At 71.1% G+C, this 15362-nt stretch carries 13 protein-coding genes; 7 read left to right on the forward strand and 6 right to left on the reverse strand.

Annotation, left to right across the window (positions count from 1 at the left end):
• The first annotated feature begins 153 nt into the window (after window positions 1-153).
• Window positions 154-717 carry a Uma2 family endonuclease gene (locus ACFYP3_RS21495; RefSeq protein WP_388834770.1) on the forward strand — a complete coding sequence of 188 codons (564 nt, stop codon included), beginning with the start codon at window positions 154-156 and terminating at the stop codon, window positions 715-717.
• A gap of 75 nt (window positions 718-792) precedes the next feature.
• Here ACFYP3_RS21495 and ACFYP3_RS21500 read toward each other — a convergent pair whose 3' ends face one another.
• On the reverse strand, window positions 793-1986 hold the full coding sequence (locus ACFYP3_RS21500; RefSeq protein ID WP_388834773.1) for an RtcB family protein: 1194 nt from the start codon (window positions 1984-1986) through the stop codon (window positions 793-795).
• 191 nt (window positions 1987-2177) lie between these two features.
• On the opposite strand from ACFYP3_RS21500, the gene ACFYP3_RS21505 reads away from it, so the two are divergent.
• The 3 genes from ACFYP3_RS21505 (at window position 2178) to ACFYP3_RS21515 (ending at window position 5454) form a co-directional block, all read left to right on the forward strand.
• Window positions 2178-3053 (forward strand): DUF3558 domain-containing protein, encoded by an 876-nt coding sequence (locus ACFYP3_RS21505; protein WP_388834775.1) that lies wholly within the window; start codon window positions 2178-2180, stop codon window positions 3051-3053.
• 128 nt (window positions 3054-3181) lie between these two features.
• Window positions 3182-3958, forward strand: a complete 777-nt coding sequence (locus ACFYP3_RS21510; RefSeq protein WP_388834777.1) for a DUF3558 domain-containing protein — start codon at window positions 3182-3184, stop codon at window positions 3956-3958.
• Between the two features lie 140 nt (window positions 3959-4098).
• Window positions 4099-5454: a DUF2637 domain-containing protein gene (locus ACFYP3_RS21515; protein WP_388834780.1), complete on the forward strand. Its 1356-nt coding sequence runs from the start codon at window positions 4099-4101 to the stop codon at window positions 5452-5454.
• Window positions 5455-5549: 95 nt separating this feature from the next.
• Here ACFYP3_RS21515 and lysS read toward each other — a convergent pair whose 3' ends face one another.
• Window positions 5550-7277, reverse strand: a complete 1728-nt coding sequence (gene lysS, locus ACFYP3_RS21520) for a lysine--tRNA ligase (RefSeq protein WP_388834783.1) — start codon at window positions 7275-7277, stop codon at window positions 5550-5552.
• Between the two features lie 180 nt (window positions 7278-7457).
• Between lysS and argS the strand changes: the two genes are divergently transcribed.
• Both argS and ACFYP3_RS21530 read left to right on the forward strand, forming a co-directional pair.
• Window positions 7458-9230 (forward strand): arginine--tRNA ligase, encoded by a 1773-nt coding sequence (argS, locus tag ACFYP3_RS21525; protein ID WP_388834785.1) that lies wholly within the window; start codon window positions 7458-7460, stop codon window positions 9228-9230.
• 145 nt (window positions 9231-9375) lie between these two features.
• On the forward strand, window positions 9376-10830 hold the full coding sequence (locus tag ACFYP3_RS21530) for a hypothetical protein (protein ID WP_388834788.1): 1455 nt from the start codon (window positions 9376-9378) through the stop codon (window positions 10828-10830).
• Window positions 10831-10888: 58 nt separating this feature from the next.
• Here ACFYP3_RS21530 and ACFYP3_RS21535 read toward each other — a convergent pair whose 3' ends face one another.
• Window positions 10889-11143 carry a Txe/YoeB family addiction module toxin gene (locus ACFYP3_RS21535; protein WP_361768667.1) on the reverse strand — a complete coding sequence of 85 codons (255 nt, stop codon included), beginning with the start codon at window positions 11141-11143 and terminating at the stop codon, window positions 10889-10891.
• Window positions 11140-11415, reverse strand: a complete 276-nt coding sequence (locus tag ACFYP3_RS21540) for a type II toxin-antitoxin system Phd/YefM family antitoxin (protein ID WP_388834791.1) — start codon at window positions 11413-11415, stop codon at window positions 11140-11142. The genes ACFYP3_RS21535 and ACFYP3_RS21540 overlap by 4 nt, the downstream gene beginning before the upstream one ends.
• A 167-nt stretch (window positions 11416-11582) precedes the next feature.
• Here ACFYP3_RS21540 and ACFYP3_RS21545 point away from each other — a divergent pair, with 167 nt between their 5' ends.
• Window positions 11583-12380 carry a VOC family protein gene (locus ACFYP3_RS21545; RefSeq protein WP_388834817.1) on the forward strand — a complete coding sequence of 266 codons (798 nt, stop codon included), beginning with the start codon at window positions 11583-11585 and terminating at the stop codon, window positions 12378-12380.
• Between the two features lie 51 nt (window positions 12381-12431).
• Here the strand turns inward: ACFYP3_RS21545 and ACFYP3_RS21550 are convergent, their stop codons facing one another.
• Window positions 12432-14831: a tetratricopeptide repeat protein gene (locus tag ACFYP3_RS21550; protein WP_388834794.1), complete on the reverse strand. Its 2400-nt coding sequence runs from the start codon at window positions 14829-14831 to the stop codon at window positions 12432-12434.
• A complete protein-coding gene (locus ACFYP3_RS21555; RefSeq protein ID WP_388834796.1) occupies window positions 14831-15232 on the reverse strand; it encodes a hypothetical protein in 402 nt (133 codons plus the stop codon). Before ACFYP3_RS21555 ends, ACFYP3_RS21550 begins: the two co-directional genes overlap by 1 nt.
• Window positions 15233-15362: the final 130 nt, after the last annotated feature.

Consider the following 15362-nt stretch of genomic DNA (forward strand, 5'->3'; position numbering starts at 1 on the left):
CACCCTGGTCTAGACCAAGATGCGGGTCAACCCGCGTGCACCAAGCGGAAGTTGACATCCCGGATCCCCCGCGCCCGTATGGGTGAATCCACGCGAAATGTCGGCGTGCGCGACCACCCCCCGACAGCGTCAACCGCGAAAAGGAGGGAAGCCGTGAACATCTCAGAAGCCGCCGACCGCCTCTCTCGGGAACTCCCCTGCCACCGAGTGGAGATCCTCCAAGGACGCCTCACCGCCACCCCACACGCCGACGGAACCCACGCACTCGTCCTGACCTGGCTGATCACCGCCCTCTACGCCGCCGGGGCCCGCCAGGAGGGTCTCAAATACCTGCAGGCCATCGGCCTGCGGCTACCCTCCGGCCCAGAGGACTTCGCCATCCCGGACCTCTCGCTCGTCGAGTCCGACTATCGAGACGCGCACGTCGAGAAGAACTGCTTCGCACCCCACATCTTCCGCATGGTCGTGGAAGTCACCTCGTCCAACTGGTCCGACGACCTCGGCACCAAGGTCGACTGCTACGCCCAGGCCGGCATCCCCGTGTACCTGGTCGCCGACCGCCGCCACGACGAAGTCGTGCTCCACACCGACCCGCGCGGCGGCGAGTACCGCTCCCGCAAGGCTTTCAAGCGCGGGACGTCCGTCCCCCTCCCCGAATCACTCGGCGTCACCCTCGACCTCCCGGTGGACCGCCTCCTCGACGGCGACGAGGGCTGACGCACGCGGAGGGGCCCGGACCGATCGTGATCGGTCCGGGCCCCTCCACTCCCCCGACAGCTCCGCACCCGGGCCTCAGCCCTTGATGCAGATGACCTGCTTGAGCTTGGCCACGACCTGGACCAGGTCGGTCTGCTGGTCGATGACCTGCTCGATGGACTTGTACGCGCCCGGGATCTCGTCCACGACGCCCGAGTCCTTGCGGCACTCCACGCCCTTGGTCTGCTCCACCAGGTCGCGCGCCGAGAACTTCTTCTTGGCCGCCGTCCGGCTCATCTTCCGGCCCGCGCCGTGCGAGGCGGAGTTGAAGGACTTCTCGTTGCCGAGGCCCTTCACGATGTACGAGCCCGTGCCCATGGAGCCCGGGATGATCCCGTAGTCGCCGCTGCCGGCGCGGATCGCACCCTTGCGCGTGACCAGCAGGTCCATGCCGTCGTACCGCTCCTCCGCCACGTAGTTGTGGTGGCAGCTGATCTCGTGGTCGAAGGAGACCTTCGCCTTCCGGAACTCCTTCCGGAACACCTCCTTGAAGAGGCTCATCATCACGGCGCGGTTGTACTTCGCGTACTCCTGCGCCCAGAAGAGGTCGTTGCGGTACGCCGCCATCTCCGGCGTGGCCGCGAGGAAGACCGCGAGGTCCCGGTCCACGAGGCCTTGGTTGTGAGAAAGACCCCGGGCCACGTTGATATGGAACGCGGCCAGCTCGTTGCCGATGTTCCTCGACCCCGAGTGCAACATGAGCCACACCGAACCGGATGTATCAATGCAAACTTCGCAAAAGTGATTGCCTTGGCCAAGGCTTCCCATTTGCCGCATCGCCCGGTCCCGCCGGAACTTCACCGCATCCGCGACGTAGTCGAAGCGCTCCCACAGGTCTCCGAAGCCGGCTTCCGTGAAGCCGTACAGCCGTGTCGGGTCCACCGCCTCCCGGTGCATCGCGTTGCCCACCGGGATCGCCTGCTCGATCTTCGAGCGGAGCTTGGACAGGTCCCCCGGCAGGTCGTTCGCCGTCAGGGACGTCTTCACCGCCGACATGCCGCAGCCGATGTCCACGCCCACCGCCGCCGGGCAGACCGCGTCCTTCATGGCGATGACCGAGCCGACCGTGGCGCCCTTGCCGTAGTGGACGTCCGGCATGACGGCCAGGCCCTTGATCCACGGGAGGGTGGCGACGTTGCGCAGCTGCTGCATCGCGCCGTCCTCGACCGACGCCGGGTCCGTCCACATCCGGATCGGGACGTTCGCCCCGGGTACCTCTACATACGACATACGGAATCAATCCCCCGAAGACCACAGAAAAGTCAGAATGCGCAAAAAGCCTCGCTTTTGATCCCAAATACGACAGAGGACCGGCGCCGGCACCAGCGTGTGCGATAGACATTGTGTCCAGCCGTGGCCAAGGAGCGGCAACGCATTTTCCTGACCACCGGGGGCCCGGCGGTCGAAGGGAGCCAGTGGACGTGCAGCGCAAGGCGGTACGGCGAGGGTCGCGGATCCTGCCAGGCATCGCGGTGCTCACCGCGCTCGCGGCCGGCGCGCTCGGTCTGACCGGGTGCACCGGCGGGAGCAGCGGCGGCGGCACCAGCGACTCGAAGGCCGGCGCCAACCCCGCCGTGCCCGCCCAGCCGGGGAAGTACCGCAGTCTGCCCGCGCCCTGCAAGGCCGGCGTCGACAGCAAGAAGCTCAGGGCCATGCTGCCGGCCGGCGACAGCCTGACCCCCGAGCAGCGCGACCAGGTGTACGCGGGCGTCGCGGACGCCTCGTACGACGGCGACCGGCACGTCGGCTGCCGCTGGACCGCGCAGTCGCCCGAGGAGACGCGGCTGCTGTCGGTCGGATTCGAGCGCGTGGTCTCGTACGACCGGGCCACGGCCAGCGACGACGACAAGGCCAAGCAGGTCTACGTACGCCTGCTGACCGACGCGCACCTGCCCTTCCCCGGGCCGGCCACGACCGCGACCCCCAACGCCGGTGCTCCCGCGACTCCCGGCGCCCCCAACCCGGCCGTCCCCCAGACCACGGCTCCCTCGGCCTCCGCCACGCCGCCGCCCGGCGCGCCGACCCCCGCCGCGAGCCCGTCCGCCCCGGTCGAGCTCGGCTCACGCGTCCTGGAGGGCCTCGGCAGCGACGCCTTCATCGAGGACAAGCTGAGCCCCGCCGGGGCCACGGCCGCGCAGGCGCGCACCGTGCGGATTGTGTTCCGTACCTCGAACGTCATCGTCAAGGTCGAGTACAGCGTGCAGCCGGCCCTGCCCGGAACGGTGCCGCCGAGTGCCGAAACCCAGGACAGGGCAAGGCAGTTGGCGCAGGCCCTGGTGGAGCGTTTCAACGAGTGAGCGGCGCCCGCCGCCGCCGGGCGTGACGCCGCGCACAGCAGGCGGGCACCCGATCGGGCTACCGTTGCCCGGATCCCGCGTCCGAAGCAGACCCTCACACGCAGACCCTCACACGCACTGAAGGAACCATGCACCGATCAGCCTCGCGCCTCACCCGCGTTCTCGCCTGCGCAGCCGTCCCGGTGATCCTCACCGTCGCCGGCTGCTCGTCCGACTCGGGCAAGGACTCGGGCTCGAACGACGGCAAGAAGTCCAGTTCCTCCTCGTCGGCCAAGCCGAACGCGAAGTCGTCCGCCCCGTTGGAGAAGGCGGCCTTCGCCACGCTTCCGGACCCCTGCAAGGCCCTCGGGTCGGCGACGATCGACACGGTCGTCCCGGAGGCGAAGGACAAGAACGGCACGGGCACCAAGTCGAACGACCTGACCAGCCGGGCCGGCTGCGCCTGGAACGGCCTGCAGTCGGACGGCCTGAAGGGCTCGCAGTACCGCTGGCTGTCGCTCTCCTTCTTCCGCGCCGACTCCCACACCTCGCTCGGCAGCGCCAACAAGCGCGCCGAGGAGGAGTACAACAAGCAGGTCCAGAAGGCGAAGGCGGCCGAGGGCGCGCAGAACCTGAAGGCCGAGGCCACCGAGGGCGTCGGCGAGCAGGGCACGTCGGTCGTCTACTCCGTCAAGAAGGACGTCGACTTCTTCAACACGACGATCGTGGCGCGCAACCAGAACGTGGTGGTCACGCTCGACTACAACGGCGCCGCGTACGAGGGTGCCGGTGCTCCGGACCAGGCGAAGCTGCTCCAGGACGCCGTCGCGGCGGCCAAGGAGGCCGTGGCCTCGGTCGACGCCGCGAACAAGCAGCAGGCCGAGCAGCCGCAGCCGGAGCAGCCGCAGTCGCCGCAGCCCCAGTAGCGGTCGCGGGGAGGCCCCGGGGCGGGGCCTCCGGGGCGCTGACATCCAGTCACCCGTACGCTGTGCCTGCCGCAGCTCGGTAAAGGCTCCGTAAGCACTTCGGTGCTCGGTATGTGCTCGACAAGGGGAGGGGATCGCGGGTGGCCGCGATGCAGCTGACTCGTACGCACCGGATACTCATCGGCGTCGTGGTCGCGGGAGCCGTGGTCATCGCGGGGATCGGCTTCGCGGGCTCGTACGCCGCGGTGCGCGCCCTCGCCCAGCAGAAAGGGTTCGGCAGCTTCTCGCTGGTGTTCCCGATCGGCATCGACGCGGGCATCTGTGTGCTGCTCGCCCTGGACCTGCTGCTGACGTGGCTGCGGATCCCCTTCCCGTTGCTGCGCCAGACGGCCTGGCTGCTGACCGCGGCCACCATCGCCTTCAACGGTGCGGCTTCCTGGCCCGACCCGCTGGGTGTCGGCATGCACGCCGTGATCCCGATCCTGTTCGTGGTGACGGTGGAGGCCGCCCGGCACGCGGTGGGCCGGATCGCGGACATCACCGCGGACCGGCACATGGAGGGCGTGCGCATCACGCGGTGGCTGCTGTCGCCGATACCCACCTTCAAGCTGTGGCGCCGGATGAAGCTGTGGGAGCTGCGCTCCTACGAGCAGGCGGTCGGCATGGAGCAGGACCGGCTGATCTACCAGGCCCGGCTGCAGGCGCGGTACGGGCGCTCCTGGCGGCGCAAGGCGCCGGTGGAGGCGCTGATGCCGCTGAAGCTGGCCCGGATCGGTGTGCCGCTCAAGGAGACGGCCCCGGAGGCGCTCGCGGTGACGGGCATCGAGCCGGCGGTGCTGCCCCCGCTGGATCAGCAGGGTGCGGCGGCCGGCGCTCCGGCGCTGGTGGCCGGGGTGGCCGGGGCCGCCGCGGCGGGGCCGGCCCGGCAGACGCAGCAGGCTGAGCAGGCCCGGCAGGCGGAGCAGGCCCGGCAGGCCGCCGAGGCGCAGGGCGTCGGGCCGGGGCCGTCCGGGGTCGTGCACGGCCCGCCGCCGTTCGCGGTGGAGCCGACGGCCATGCCGGCGGCGCACAACAGTGCGTGGTTCGCCGCGCCGAAGGCGCCCCAGGCGGCGTACGAGGGCGGCTACAACCCGCAGTACGTCGAGGGGCTGGAGCCGACCCCGGTCCTGCCGCCGATGGGGCCGGAGGAGCAGCAGCCGGTGCAGCAGGACCTCCCGGTCCCGGCGCCCCGCCAGGCGGAGGACCTCCAGGGCCAGCAGGCCCCCGAGGAGGGGCCGCAGACCCCCGACGAGGCCGAGTTCGCCGAGGTCGCGTACAAGGTGTTCTGCGCGCTGTCCGACGAGAAGCAGGACTACCCGTCGGCCGAGGCGCTCGACATACACCTCTCGGACGGCTACGGCGTGACCCACCCGCGCAGCGGATCCCTGCTGCGCCGGATGATCCCGGCGTTCAAGCTGCGCTACAACAAGGACCGCGAGGCCGAGCACATCGCCTGAGCGGCCTGCGCGCCGCCCGCGCGGCGCGCCGTTCGAGCATGCGGAAGGGCCCGCACCCCGAGGGGTGCGGGCCCTTCCACATGGTTCGCGCGGTCTCAGACGGCGAGCAGCTTGCGCACCCGGTCCGCGCCCACCGCCAGCAGCAGCGTGGGCAGTCGCGGTCCGGTCTCGCGGGTCACGAGGAGCCGGTAGAGCAGGGCGAAGAACGTCCGCTGCGCGACCTTGAGCTCGGGCGTCGGCTTGGCGTCGGGCTCCAGGCCGGCCATGACCTTCGGGACTCCGTAGACGAGCGTGGTCAGCCCGTCGAGGGACCAGTGCGAGTCCAGGCCCTCCAGGAGCAGGCGCAGCGACTCGCGGCCCTCGTCGTCCAGGGACGACAGCAGCTCGGTGTCGGGCTCCTCGCGTACGAGGGTGCGCTGGTCGGCCGGGACCTGGGTGGTGATCCAGTTCTCGGCGCGGTCCAGGCGCGGCCGTACCTCGTCGAGGGAGGTGAGCGGCTGCGTCGGGTCGAGGTCGGTCAGGATGCGCAGGGTCTGCTCGTCGTGGCCGGCGGTGATGTCGACGACGGACGCGAGCGTCCGGTACGGCATCGGCCGCGGGGTGCGCGGCAGCTCGGCGGCGGCGGTGCGCACGGCGCGGGTGTGCGCGGCGGCGTCGGCGGGCAGCACGGAGCCGTCGGCGACCTTGGCCTCCAGCTTGTCCCACTCGTCGTAGAGCCGCTGGATCTCCTGGTCGAAGGCGATCTTGAAGGACTGGTTGGGGCGGCGGCGGGCGTACAGCCAGCGCAGCAGCTGCGGCTCCATGATCTTCAGCGCGTCGGCCGGGGTGGGGACCCCGCCCTTGCTGGAGGACATCTTGGCCATGCCGCTGATGCCGACGAAGGCGTACATCGGTCCGATCGGCTGTTCGCCGCCGAAGATGTGCACGATCTGGCCGCCGACCTGGAAGGACGAGCCGGGCGAGGAGTGGTCGACGCCGGAGGGCTCGAAGATGACGCCCTCGTAGGCCCAGCGCATGGGCCAGTCGACCTTCCAGACGAGCTTGCCGCGGTTGAACTCGCTGAGCTTGACCGTCTCGGTGAACTCGTCCTCGGTGCAGACGTACGTCATCTCGGTGGTCTCGTCGTCGTACGAGGTGACCTTGGTGAAGTCCTTGCCGCACGCGCCGCAGTACGGCTTGTACGGGAAGTAGCCGCCTTCGCCGGTGCTGCCGTCGTCCTCGGCGGCGGCGCCGGAGCCCTCGGCGGCCTCCAGCTCGGCCTCGTCGACCTGCTTCTGCTGGGGCTTCTTCCCGCCCGGCTTCTGCTTGGTGCGGTACTGGTCGAGGACGGCGTCGATGTCGCCGCGGTGCTTCATCGCGAACAGGACCTGGTCGCGGTAGACACCGGTGGTGTACTGCTCGGTCTGGCTGATGGGGTCGTACTCGACGCCCATCTCGGCCAGCGCCTCGACGAACGCGGCCTTGAAGTGCTCGGCCCAGTTCGGGTACGCCGATCCGGCCGGCGCGGGCACGGAGGTCAGCGGCTTGCCGATGTGCCGGGCCCACGACTCGTCGATGCCGGGCACGCCGGCCGGGACCTTCCGGTACCGGTCGTAGTCGTCCCAGGAGATGAGGTGGCGGACCTCGATGCCCCGGCGGCGGATCTCGTCCGCGACCAGGTGCGGGGTCATGACCTCGCGGAGGTTGCCCAGGTGGATCGGGCCGGAGGGGGAGAGTCCGGACGCGACGACGACAGGTTTGCCGGGTGCTCGGCGCTCCGCCTCGGCGATGACCTCGTCCGCGAAACGGGAGACCCAGTCGGTCTCGGTGCTGCTCTGAGCCACGACACGTCCTTCTATCTCGAATGCTGGCTTCAGCCATTCTCCCAGACGGAACGGGCCGCTCCGGGGTTGCTTCCGCCCAGTGATATCCCGCGAAACGGATGGCGCCCGCGTGGGATACTCGGCACTTGTCGGAAGACCCAAGTACAGCCCACGTACAGAACCTCACAGGAACGGCAGCTCATGGCCTCGGTCCCTTCGCTCGCTTCGTCCGTCAACCAGCGCGTCGCCGACGCCCTTGCCTCCGCGCTGCCGGAGGCCGGTGGCGCCGACCCGCTGCTGCGACGAAGCGACCGGGCCGACTTCCAGGCCAACGGCATCCTGGCGCTCGCGAAGAAGGCCAAGGCCAACCCGCGCGAGCTGGCGACGACCGTGGTCGAGGGCATCCCGACCGGTGACCTGATCCAGGAGATCGAGGTCTCGGGTCCGGGCTTCCTCAACATCACCATCACCGACAAGGCGATCATCGAGACGCTGGCGGCGCGGGCGCTCGACGACCGTCTCGGTGTGCCGCTCGCGGAGAACCCCGGCACCACGGTGATCGACTACGCGCAGCCGAACGTCGCCAAGGAGATGCACGTCGGGCACCTGCGGTCGGCCGTGATCGGTGCGGCGATGGTGGAGATCCTGGAGTTCACGGGCCAGAAGGTGATCCGTCGCCACCACATCGGCGACTGGGGCACCCAGTTCGGCATGCTCATCCAGTACCTGCTGGAGCACCCGCACGAGCTGGACCACAAGTCCGACGAGGAGGTCTCCGGCGAGGAGGCCATGTCCAACCTCAACCGCCTCTACAAGGCCTCGCGCGGCCTCTTCGACTCCGACGAGGAGTTCAAGACGCGGGCGCGGGCGCGGGTGGTGGACCTCCAGGCGGGCGACCCGGAGACCCTGGCCCTGTGGCAGCGGTTCGTGGACGAGTCGAAGATCTACTTCTACTCCGTCTTCAACAAGCTGGACATGGACATCCAGGACCCCGACGTGGTCGGCGAGTCCGGCTACAACGACATGCTGGTGGAGACCTGCAAGCTGCTGGAGGAGTCGGGCGTCGCCGTCCGCTCCAACGGCGCGCTCTGCGTCTTCTTCGACGACGTCAAGGGCCCGGACGGCAACCCGACCCCGCTGATCGTGCAGAAGTCGGACGGCGGATTCGGCTACGCGGCGACCGACCTGTCGGCGATCCGCGACCGCGTGGCCAACCTGGGCGCGACCGAGCTGATCTACGTGGTCGACGCGCGGCAGTCCCTGCACTTCAAGATGGTCTTCGAGACGGCCCGCCGCGCGGGCTGGCTGAACGACGAGGTCAAGGCCGTGCAGCTGGCCTTCGGCACGGTCCTCGGCAAGGACGGCAAGCCGTTCAAGACCCGTGAGGGCGAGACGGTCCGGCTGGTGGACCTCCTGGACGAGGCCATCGACCGCGCCACGGCCGTCGTGCGGGAGAAGGACAGGGACCGTGGCCTGCTCACCGAGCGGGAGATCGTCGAGAACGGCCTCCAGGTCGGCATCGGCGCGGTCAAGTATGCGGACCTCTCCACCTCGGCCGCGCGCGACTACAAGTTCGACCTGGACCAGATGGTGTCGCTGACCGGTGACACGTCCGTGTACCTCCAGTACGCGTACGCCCGGATCCGCTCGATCCTGCGCAACGCGGGCGAGCGTTCCCCGGCGGCTCACTCTGAGCTGGAGCTGGCGCCGGCCGAGCGGGCACTGGGTCTGCACCTGGACGGCTTCGGCACGCTGATCGAGGAGGCGGCCGCGGAGCACGCTCCGCACAAGCTGGCCGCGTACCTGTACCAGCTGGCCTCGCTGTTCACGACGTTCTACACCGAGTGCCCGGTCGTGAAGCCCGAGCCCGAGCTCGTTGTCGGCGAGAACCGGCTGTTCCTGTGCGACCTGACGGCCCGCACCCTCACCAAGGGCATGGCCCTCCTCGGGATCCGGACGCCCGAGAAGCTCTGACCTCCGGGCTCCGGACACAACGCACCAAAGGTCAACGACCCCGGCAGCCGCTGCCGGGGTCGTTGGCGTTTCGTGATGTTCAAGCCATCAACTTTCACGCCGACCCCATTAATCTGATCATGTTCAAAATTATGGGGGGAAACAAATGAAGAAGATCAAGCGCATGGCCGCGGTCGCCGCGGTCGCCGTGGCCGGACCGACCGTCCTGACCGCCACGCCCGCCCTGGCCGCCGACCAGCCGGCCGTGATCGTTCCTGACGTGGCGCCGAAGGACGACGCCACCGCCGACGCCGGTGCGCCGACCACGCCCGTCGCCGGCAAGCCCGCCGCGGACAAGCCGGCGCCCGTCGTCGAGTCGCCCGCGCCGGCCACCCCGGCCCCGGCGCCCGCCGAGCAGCCCGCGAAGGACGTCAAGCCCGGCGCGGACCGGCAGAACGTCGACGCCGACGGCATCATGATGGGCCCCGAGGTCACCGTCGCGGGCCTCCCGAAGAACGGCTTCAAGCCGGGCGGCGACTGGACCCAGCTGAAGGTCACGGTCGACAACTCGGGCGGCGACTGGGTCAACGGGCTCCAGCCGCACCTCTCGATCGGCAAGGCCGACGGCAAGCTGAAGGCCGGCCACTACGAGATCGAGACCCGCATCGTCCGCACGGACGGCAGCAGCTACTGGTGGCCCGCCACGGCGCTCGGCAAAGACGGCGACGACTCCAGCGTGCTCGGCTACTTCATCGGCACCGTCGGCACCCTCGACCGCGGCGCGAGCTTCGACCTCGACGTGCGCATCCGCTTCACCGCGGACGCGCCGCGCGTCAACTTCGAGATGTACACCGACGCCGTGAGCATCAGCGCCGACGGCTGGAACTGGGGCCCCGCCAGCTGGTACAACGCCAAGATCGAAGGCGCCGAGGACGGCGAAGAGGACCCGTTCGTCGAGGGCCCCGAGCTCGCGGTGAACGGCGTACCGGAGACCGTCAAGGCCGGCGGCGACTGGACCGACCTGTCCGTCCACGTCGACAACTCCGGCAAGAAGGCCCTGGACGGCTTCGACGTCGGCCTGGTCCTGGCCCGGCCGGACTGGGTCCCGATGAAGAGCTCCCACGTCAAGGTCGAGGTCCTGAGCAAGGACGAGAACGGCAAGGCCGGCTGGCACGAGGCCGGGGTCCGCTCCGAGGAGGAGGGCGTGTTCCTCGGATTCGACCTCGCGGGCGGCCCCGTCGCGGCCGGCCAGAGCTTCGACGTCCAGGTCCGCCTCCGCCTGACGGCCGACGCGCCGCTCGGCGACCTGCGCATCTCCTCCTGGGGCTCCTCCCACGTCGGCCCGGACACCCCGGCGCCGTGGGCGCAGTCGCGCTCCAAGTCCCGCCTGACGAAGATCGTCGCCGCCGACCCGGCCACCGGCGGGAACGGCAACCAGCCGAACCCGAACGGCGGCGCGAAGCCCGTCGTCGACGACACCACCGGCCACACCGGCGGCGAGCTCGCCGCCACCGGCGCCGACGCGGCCACCACCTGGGCCCTCGGCGGCGCGGGCGTGGCCCTCGCCATGGGCGCCGCCCTGGTCGCGGGCACCGGCCGCCGCCGCCGCGCCACCACCTGAGCCCCTCGGTCGCCAGGCCCCGTCACCCACCCGGTGGCGGGGCCGCGCGCCCTTCCGGTCAGTAGTGGTAGCGGGCCTGAGCGATCTCCACGGCCGCGTCCCTGATCCGGTACACCAGACGGTGCTCGTCGGTGATTCGCCGGGACCACCACCCCGAGAGGTTCTCCTTGAGCGGTTCCGGCTTGCCGGCACCCTCGAACGGCGTGCGCTGGATCTCCTTGATCAGGCGGTTGATCCTCTTCAGGAGCTTGGGGTCGGCGGTCGCCCAGTAGGTGTACTGCTCCCAGGCGCTGCTGGAGAAGAGGACCTTCACGCGGCGAACCCCTCGTCGCCTTCCGCTTCGATGAGCTCCCTGGCCTGGCCGTGACCGGCGTCCAGCTCGGCGACCGACTCCATGAGGATCTGCGCGTTGCGCGGTGAGCGCAGCAGATAGACGGTCTCCTGCCAGGACCGGAAGTCTTCGGCGGACATGATGACGACGTCGCCGTGCTCCCGTGAGGTCACCTCTATGGGTACGTGGTCCTCGTTGACCTGCCGGATCAGCGGGTAGAAGCGCTGCCGAGCCTCGTTCGCGGACATCGACACGTTCGTCCTCCTGGACATTACGGACACTCGTACGGGTTTACCGTACCAGTCTTGGCGTCGTTCCGGACGGCCCATGTCACCCGTTCGGGCCGGTTCGGGCTCAGCCAGCCGGGTAGGGGACGGCCCGTCCTTGCCCCACCCGACCACCGGAGGCCTCCGTGCCCGACATGAACGGGCCCTACAAGCCCGGCACCCCCTGCTGGATCGACCTGATGGTCCCCGACCAGCAGGCGGCCCTCGACTTCTACGGCGACCTCTTCGGCTGGCAGGGCGAGATCGGCCCGGCCGAGCAGGGCGGCTACTCCGTCTGCACCCTGAAGGGCAAGCCTGTCGCCGGCATCATGAAGGCGAGCAACCCGGACGGCACCGTCCCGGACCCGATGCCGCCGGTCGCGTGGACCACGTACCTGGCCACCGACTCCCTCGACTCCACCCTCAAGCAGGTCACCGACGCCGGCGGCTCGGTGGTGATGGGCCCGATGGACGTCATGGACCTCGGCCGGATGGCCGTGATCACCGACCCCACCGGCGCCGTCGTCGGCCTGTGGCAGGCCGGCACCTTCGACGGCGCCGGCATCGTCAACGAGCACGGCGCCCTCATCTGGAGCGAGCTGAGCACCGGCGACATCCCGGCCGCGGCCGCCTTCTACACCGCCGTCCTCCCCGTCACCACGGCCCGGTCCACGATGCCGGGCGCCGAGGACTACACCGAGTTCCAGGTCGACGGCCGCGCGGTCGGCGGAATGATGGACCTGGCCAAGCTGCCGGCGGGGGTGCCGCCGCACTGGATGGCGTACTTCCACGTCGACGACGTCGACGAGATCCAGGCCGCCGCCGTACGGGCCGGCGGCAGCGTCATGGCCCCGGCCTTCGACATGGCGGCGGGCCGCATGGCCGTCCTCGCCGACCCCCAGGGCGGCGTCTTCTCCGTGATCACGGCAACCGCCCCGGAGCAGGTCGGCTGAAGTGCCCTGATGTGACCCGGCGCACGGGCAGCGTTCTCCCGTGCGCCCCCCTCACCTCGTGAAGCGGTGCCACCAGCGGTGGTGCCGCCGGGCCAACTCGCGCACGGTCGTGGCCTCCTGCCGGCACTTGGCCTCCCGCTCCACGTCGCCGGCCGCGGCGAAGCCCGCCGCGGCCCGCTCGAACGCCTCCTCCGCCTCCGTGAAGCGCCCCAGCCCGCCCAGGGTGCCGCCCAGTGCCCGCACCGCAGCGGCCTGGGCCTGGCCGGTCGGGTCCCCCGGGGCATCCAGGAGCGCGCAGGCCCGCTCGTGCGCCTCCAGCGCCTGCGTCCAGCGCCCCTCCAGCTGGTGCAGCACGCCCAGGTTGACCAGCACCGTGCCTTCGCCGTGCCGGTCACCGGCCGCCCTGAAGAGGCTCAGCGCCTCCTCCAGACGGGGCCGCACCTCGTGCGACGACCCTGTGGACAGCAGCGAGGAAGCGATCGCGTTCAGCGTCCACCCCACGCGTGTCCGGTTGCCCAGCGCCCTCAGGATGGCGAGCGCCTCTTCCAGCACCGCCAGCGACTCCTCATGCTCCCCCGCCTGCCAGAGCGCGCTGCCGAGACCCCCGAGGGCGGCGGCCTCGCGATGCCTGTCCCCCAGCACCCGCATGACGCGGACACCCTGCCGGTGGGCCTCGATCGCCTCGTCCGTCCGCCCCAGGTACTGGAGGTCGTCGGCCAGCCCCACCCACGCCGTGCCCTGCGCGTGCACGACCCCCAGCTCACGGAAGATGTCCAGCGCCCCCTGGTGCGCTTCCCGTGCCTCCTCGAAACGGTGCGTCGCTGCGTACGCGATGCCCAGCAGGTTCAGCGCCCTGCCCTCCCCCTCCCGGTGGGAGGTCTCCCGGAGCAGGGCGAGTGCCTCCGTCAGCCGCTCGACGGCCTCCGGCCAGTGCAGCGCCTGGCCGAGCGCACTGCCGAGGTCGCACAACGCGACGCCGGTGTCGCCGGGCGCACCCGCCGTGCGCATGTGGGCGAGCACCTGGCGGGCCATCAGCAGGCGTTCCTGCCCGTGCCCGTAGAGCTGGAGGTAGGGGGCCAGGAGGTCGGCCAGCGTCACGGCGATGTCCAGACGGCCACTGTCGGCGGCGAAGCCCACCGCGGCCACCAGCATCGGACGTTCCGTGTCGAGCCAGTCCAGCGCCTGCGCCACCGACGGCAGTCCCGGTCCGCTGCTGCCCGGACCGTTCACTCCCAGGACCTCCTGGGCCACTTCGGTGTCGAAGACCAGGCTCGCCAGGAAGGTGTCCGTCGCCTCGTCCCGCCCGTCCTCCTCCGCGCACTCCTCGCCCCGCTCCCGCGCGTACAGCCGCAGCAGGTCGTGCATCCGCCACCGCCCCGAGCCCACCGGCTGCTCGGTCAGCAGGCTGGCCCGTACGAGCGCGGCCAGCTTGGGCCGTACGTCCTCGCCCTCACCGGTGAGCAGGCCGGCGTACTCGGTGCGGCAGTCCGGGCCGGGGTTCACCGTCAGCAGCCGGAGGACCCGCGCCTGGTCGGCGGGCAGCCGTGCGTACGACAGGTCGAACGCGGCCCGCACCCCCACCGGTACGCCGCCCTCGTCGAAGCTCAGCGCCTCCAGCCGGCTCCTGGCTTCGGCCAGCCGCTGGGCCAACTCCCCCGCGGACAGGCCGGGATCGCCCGCCAGCACTGCCCCCGCCACCGCGAGGGCCAGCGGCAGCCGTCCGCACCGCCGCGCGATGTCGGCGAGCGCCTCCGGCTCCCGTACGGGCCGCAGGTCGTCCGGCCACGCACGCAGCACCGCGTCGGCGAGGAGTTCCGCCGCGGGCTCCTCCGCCAGCTCGTCCAGCGGGAGCACCCGCCCCGCGAACCCCGGCGCCACGAGCCGGTGCCGCGAGGTCACGAGCAGCCGGTGCGTGTCCGCGGCCGGTACGAGGTCGCGCACCTGCCCGACCGCGCCCGCGTCGTCGGCCACGATCAGCACGCGCTGCCCGGCCTGGGCGAAGGCCGCCAGCTTCGCCCGGTACAGCGCCAGCCGGCCCTCCGGCGACTCCGGCAGGTCCGTGTCGCGGACGCCCAGGTGGCGCAGCATCTCCTGGACCGCCTGCGGCCCGCTCACCCCGCCGTCGGGGGCGTAGCCGCGCAGCGACAGGAAGAACACGCGGTCGCCGAACCAGCCCAGCTCCACGGCCCGGTGCGCCGTCGACACCGCCAGCGCGCTCTTGCCGACGCCGGCCAGCCCGGCCACCACCACGACGCGCGGGCCGCCCTCCCCGAGCAAGCCCACCAGTTCCTTGGCCGGACCGTCGCGCCCGACCAGGGCCGGGGGCGCGTCGGGCAGGCCGAGCAGCGCCCGGGGCGCGGGGCCGGCGCCGGGCGCGTAGGTGATGTGGTCGCCGGCGACCTGGGTGATCCGCGCGTTCCCGTCGGCGCGGGCCCACTGCTCGTTGCCCACTAGGGGGTGGGGGTGGTGGGCGTGGTGCCCGTGCCCGTGCCGGGGGTCGGGTCGGCGGTCTGCCGCACCCGGGAGTCGCCGTCGGCCCGTGCCCACTGGTCCACGAGGTCCGGGGCCGAACCTCCGCCGGACTGGTTGATCCGACCGGTTCCGGAGGCGCGGGCCCGCTGCCGTACGACGCTCTGCCCGCCGGCGGCGCCCGGCCCGCTGCTCGCCCACCACGCCCCGGCGAGCCCGAAGGCCGCCGCCATGGCCCCGGCGAAGCCCGCGGCGGCCGCCACCTTGTCCGAGTCCTTGTCCGGCAACCAGCCGAACGGGTCCGCCTGGCCCACCCTGAAGCTGAGCAGGAACACGACCGCCGTGCCCCCGATGACGACAGCCCACCGCAACGGACGTGACACTGGCCCCCCTTGATGCGTCTTCCGAGCATCCGAAGCTAGTGTGCTGAGTCAGTAATTCGCCGGCAGTACGAGGCGAGGGACTCAAGGATCTGGTCGGCTGTCTTCGTCCAGACGAAAGGCTTGGGGTCCT

Origin of the sequence: Streptomyces sp. NPDC005533 (genome assembly GCF_042871845.1) — a bacterium.
GTDB lineage: Bacteria > Actinomycetota > Actinomycetes > Streptomycetales > Streptomycetaceae > Streptomyces.

Bases quoted from the DNA above. Each gene is read 5' to 3' on its own strand.
- ACFYP3_RS21500 (WP_388834773.1), bottom strand. From the start codon at position 1,986: ATGTCGTATGTAGAGGTACCCGGGGCGAACGTCCCGATCCGGATGTGG.
- ACFYP3_RS21510 (WP_388834777.1), top strand. From the start codon at position 3,182: ATGCACCGATCAGCCTCGCGCCTCACCCGCGTTCTCGCCTGCGCAGCC.
- argS (WP_388834785.1), top strand. From the start codon at position 7,458: ATGGCCTCGGTCCCTTCGCTCGCTTCGTCCGTCAACCAGCGCGTCGCC.
- ACFYP3_RS21530 (WP_388834788.1), top strand. From the start codon at position 9,376: ATGAAGAAGATCAAGCGCATGGCCGCGGTCGCCGCGGTCGCCGTGGCC.
- ACFYP3_RS21545 (WP_388834817.1), top strand. From the start codon at position 11,583: ATGAACGGGCCCTACAAGCCCGGCACCCCCTGCTGGATCGACCTGATG.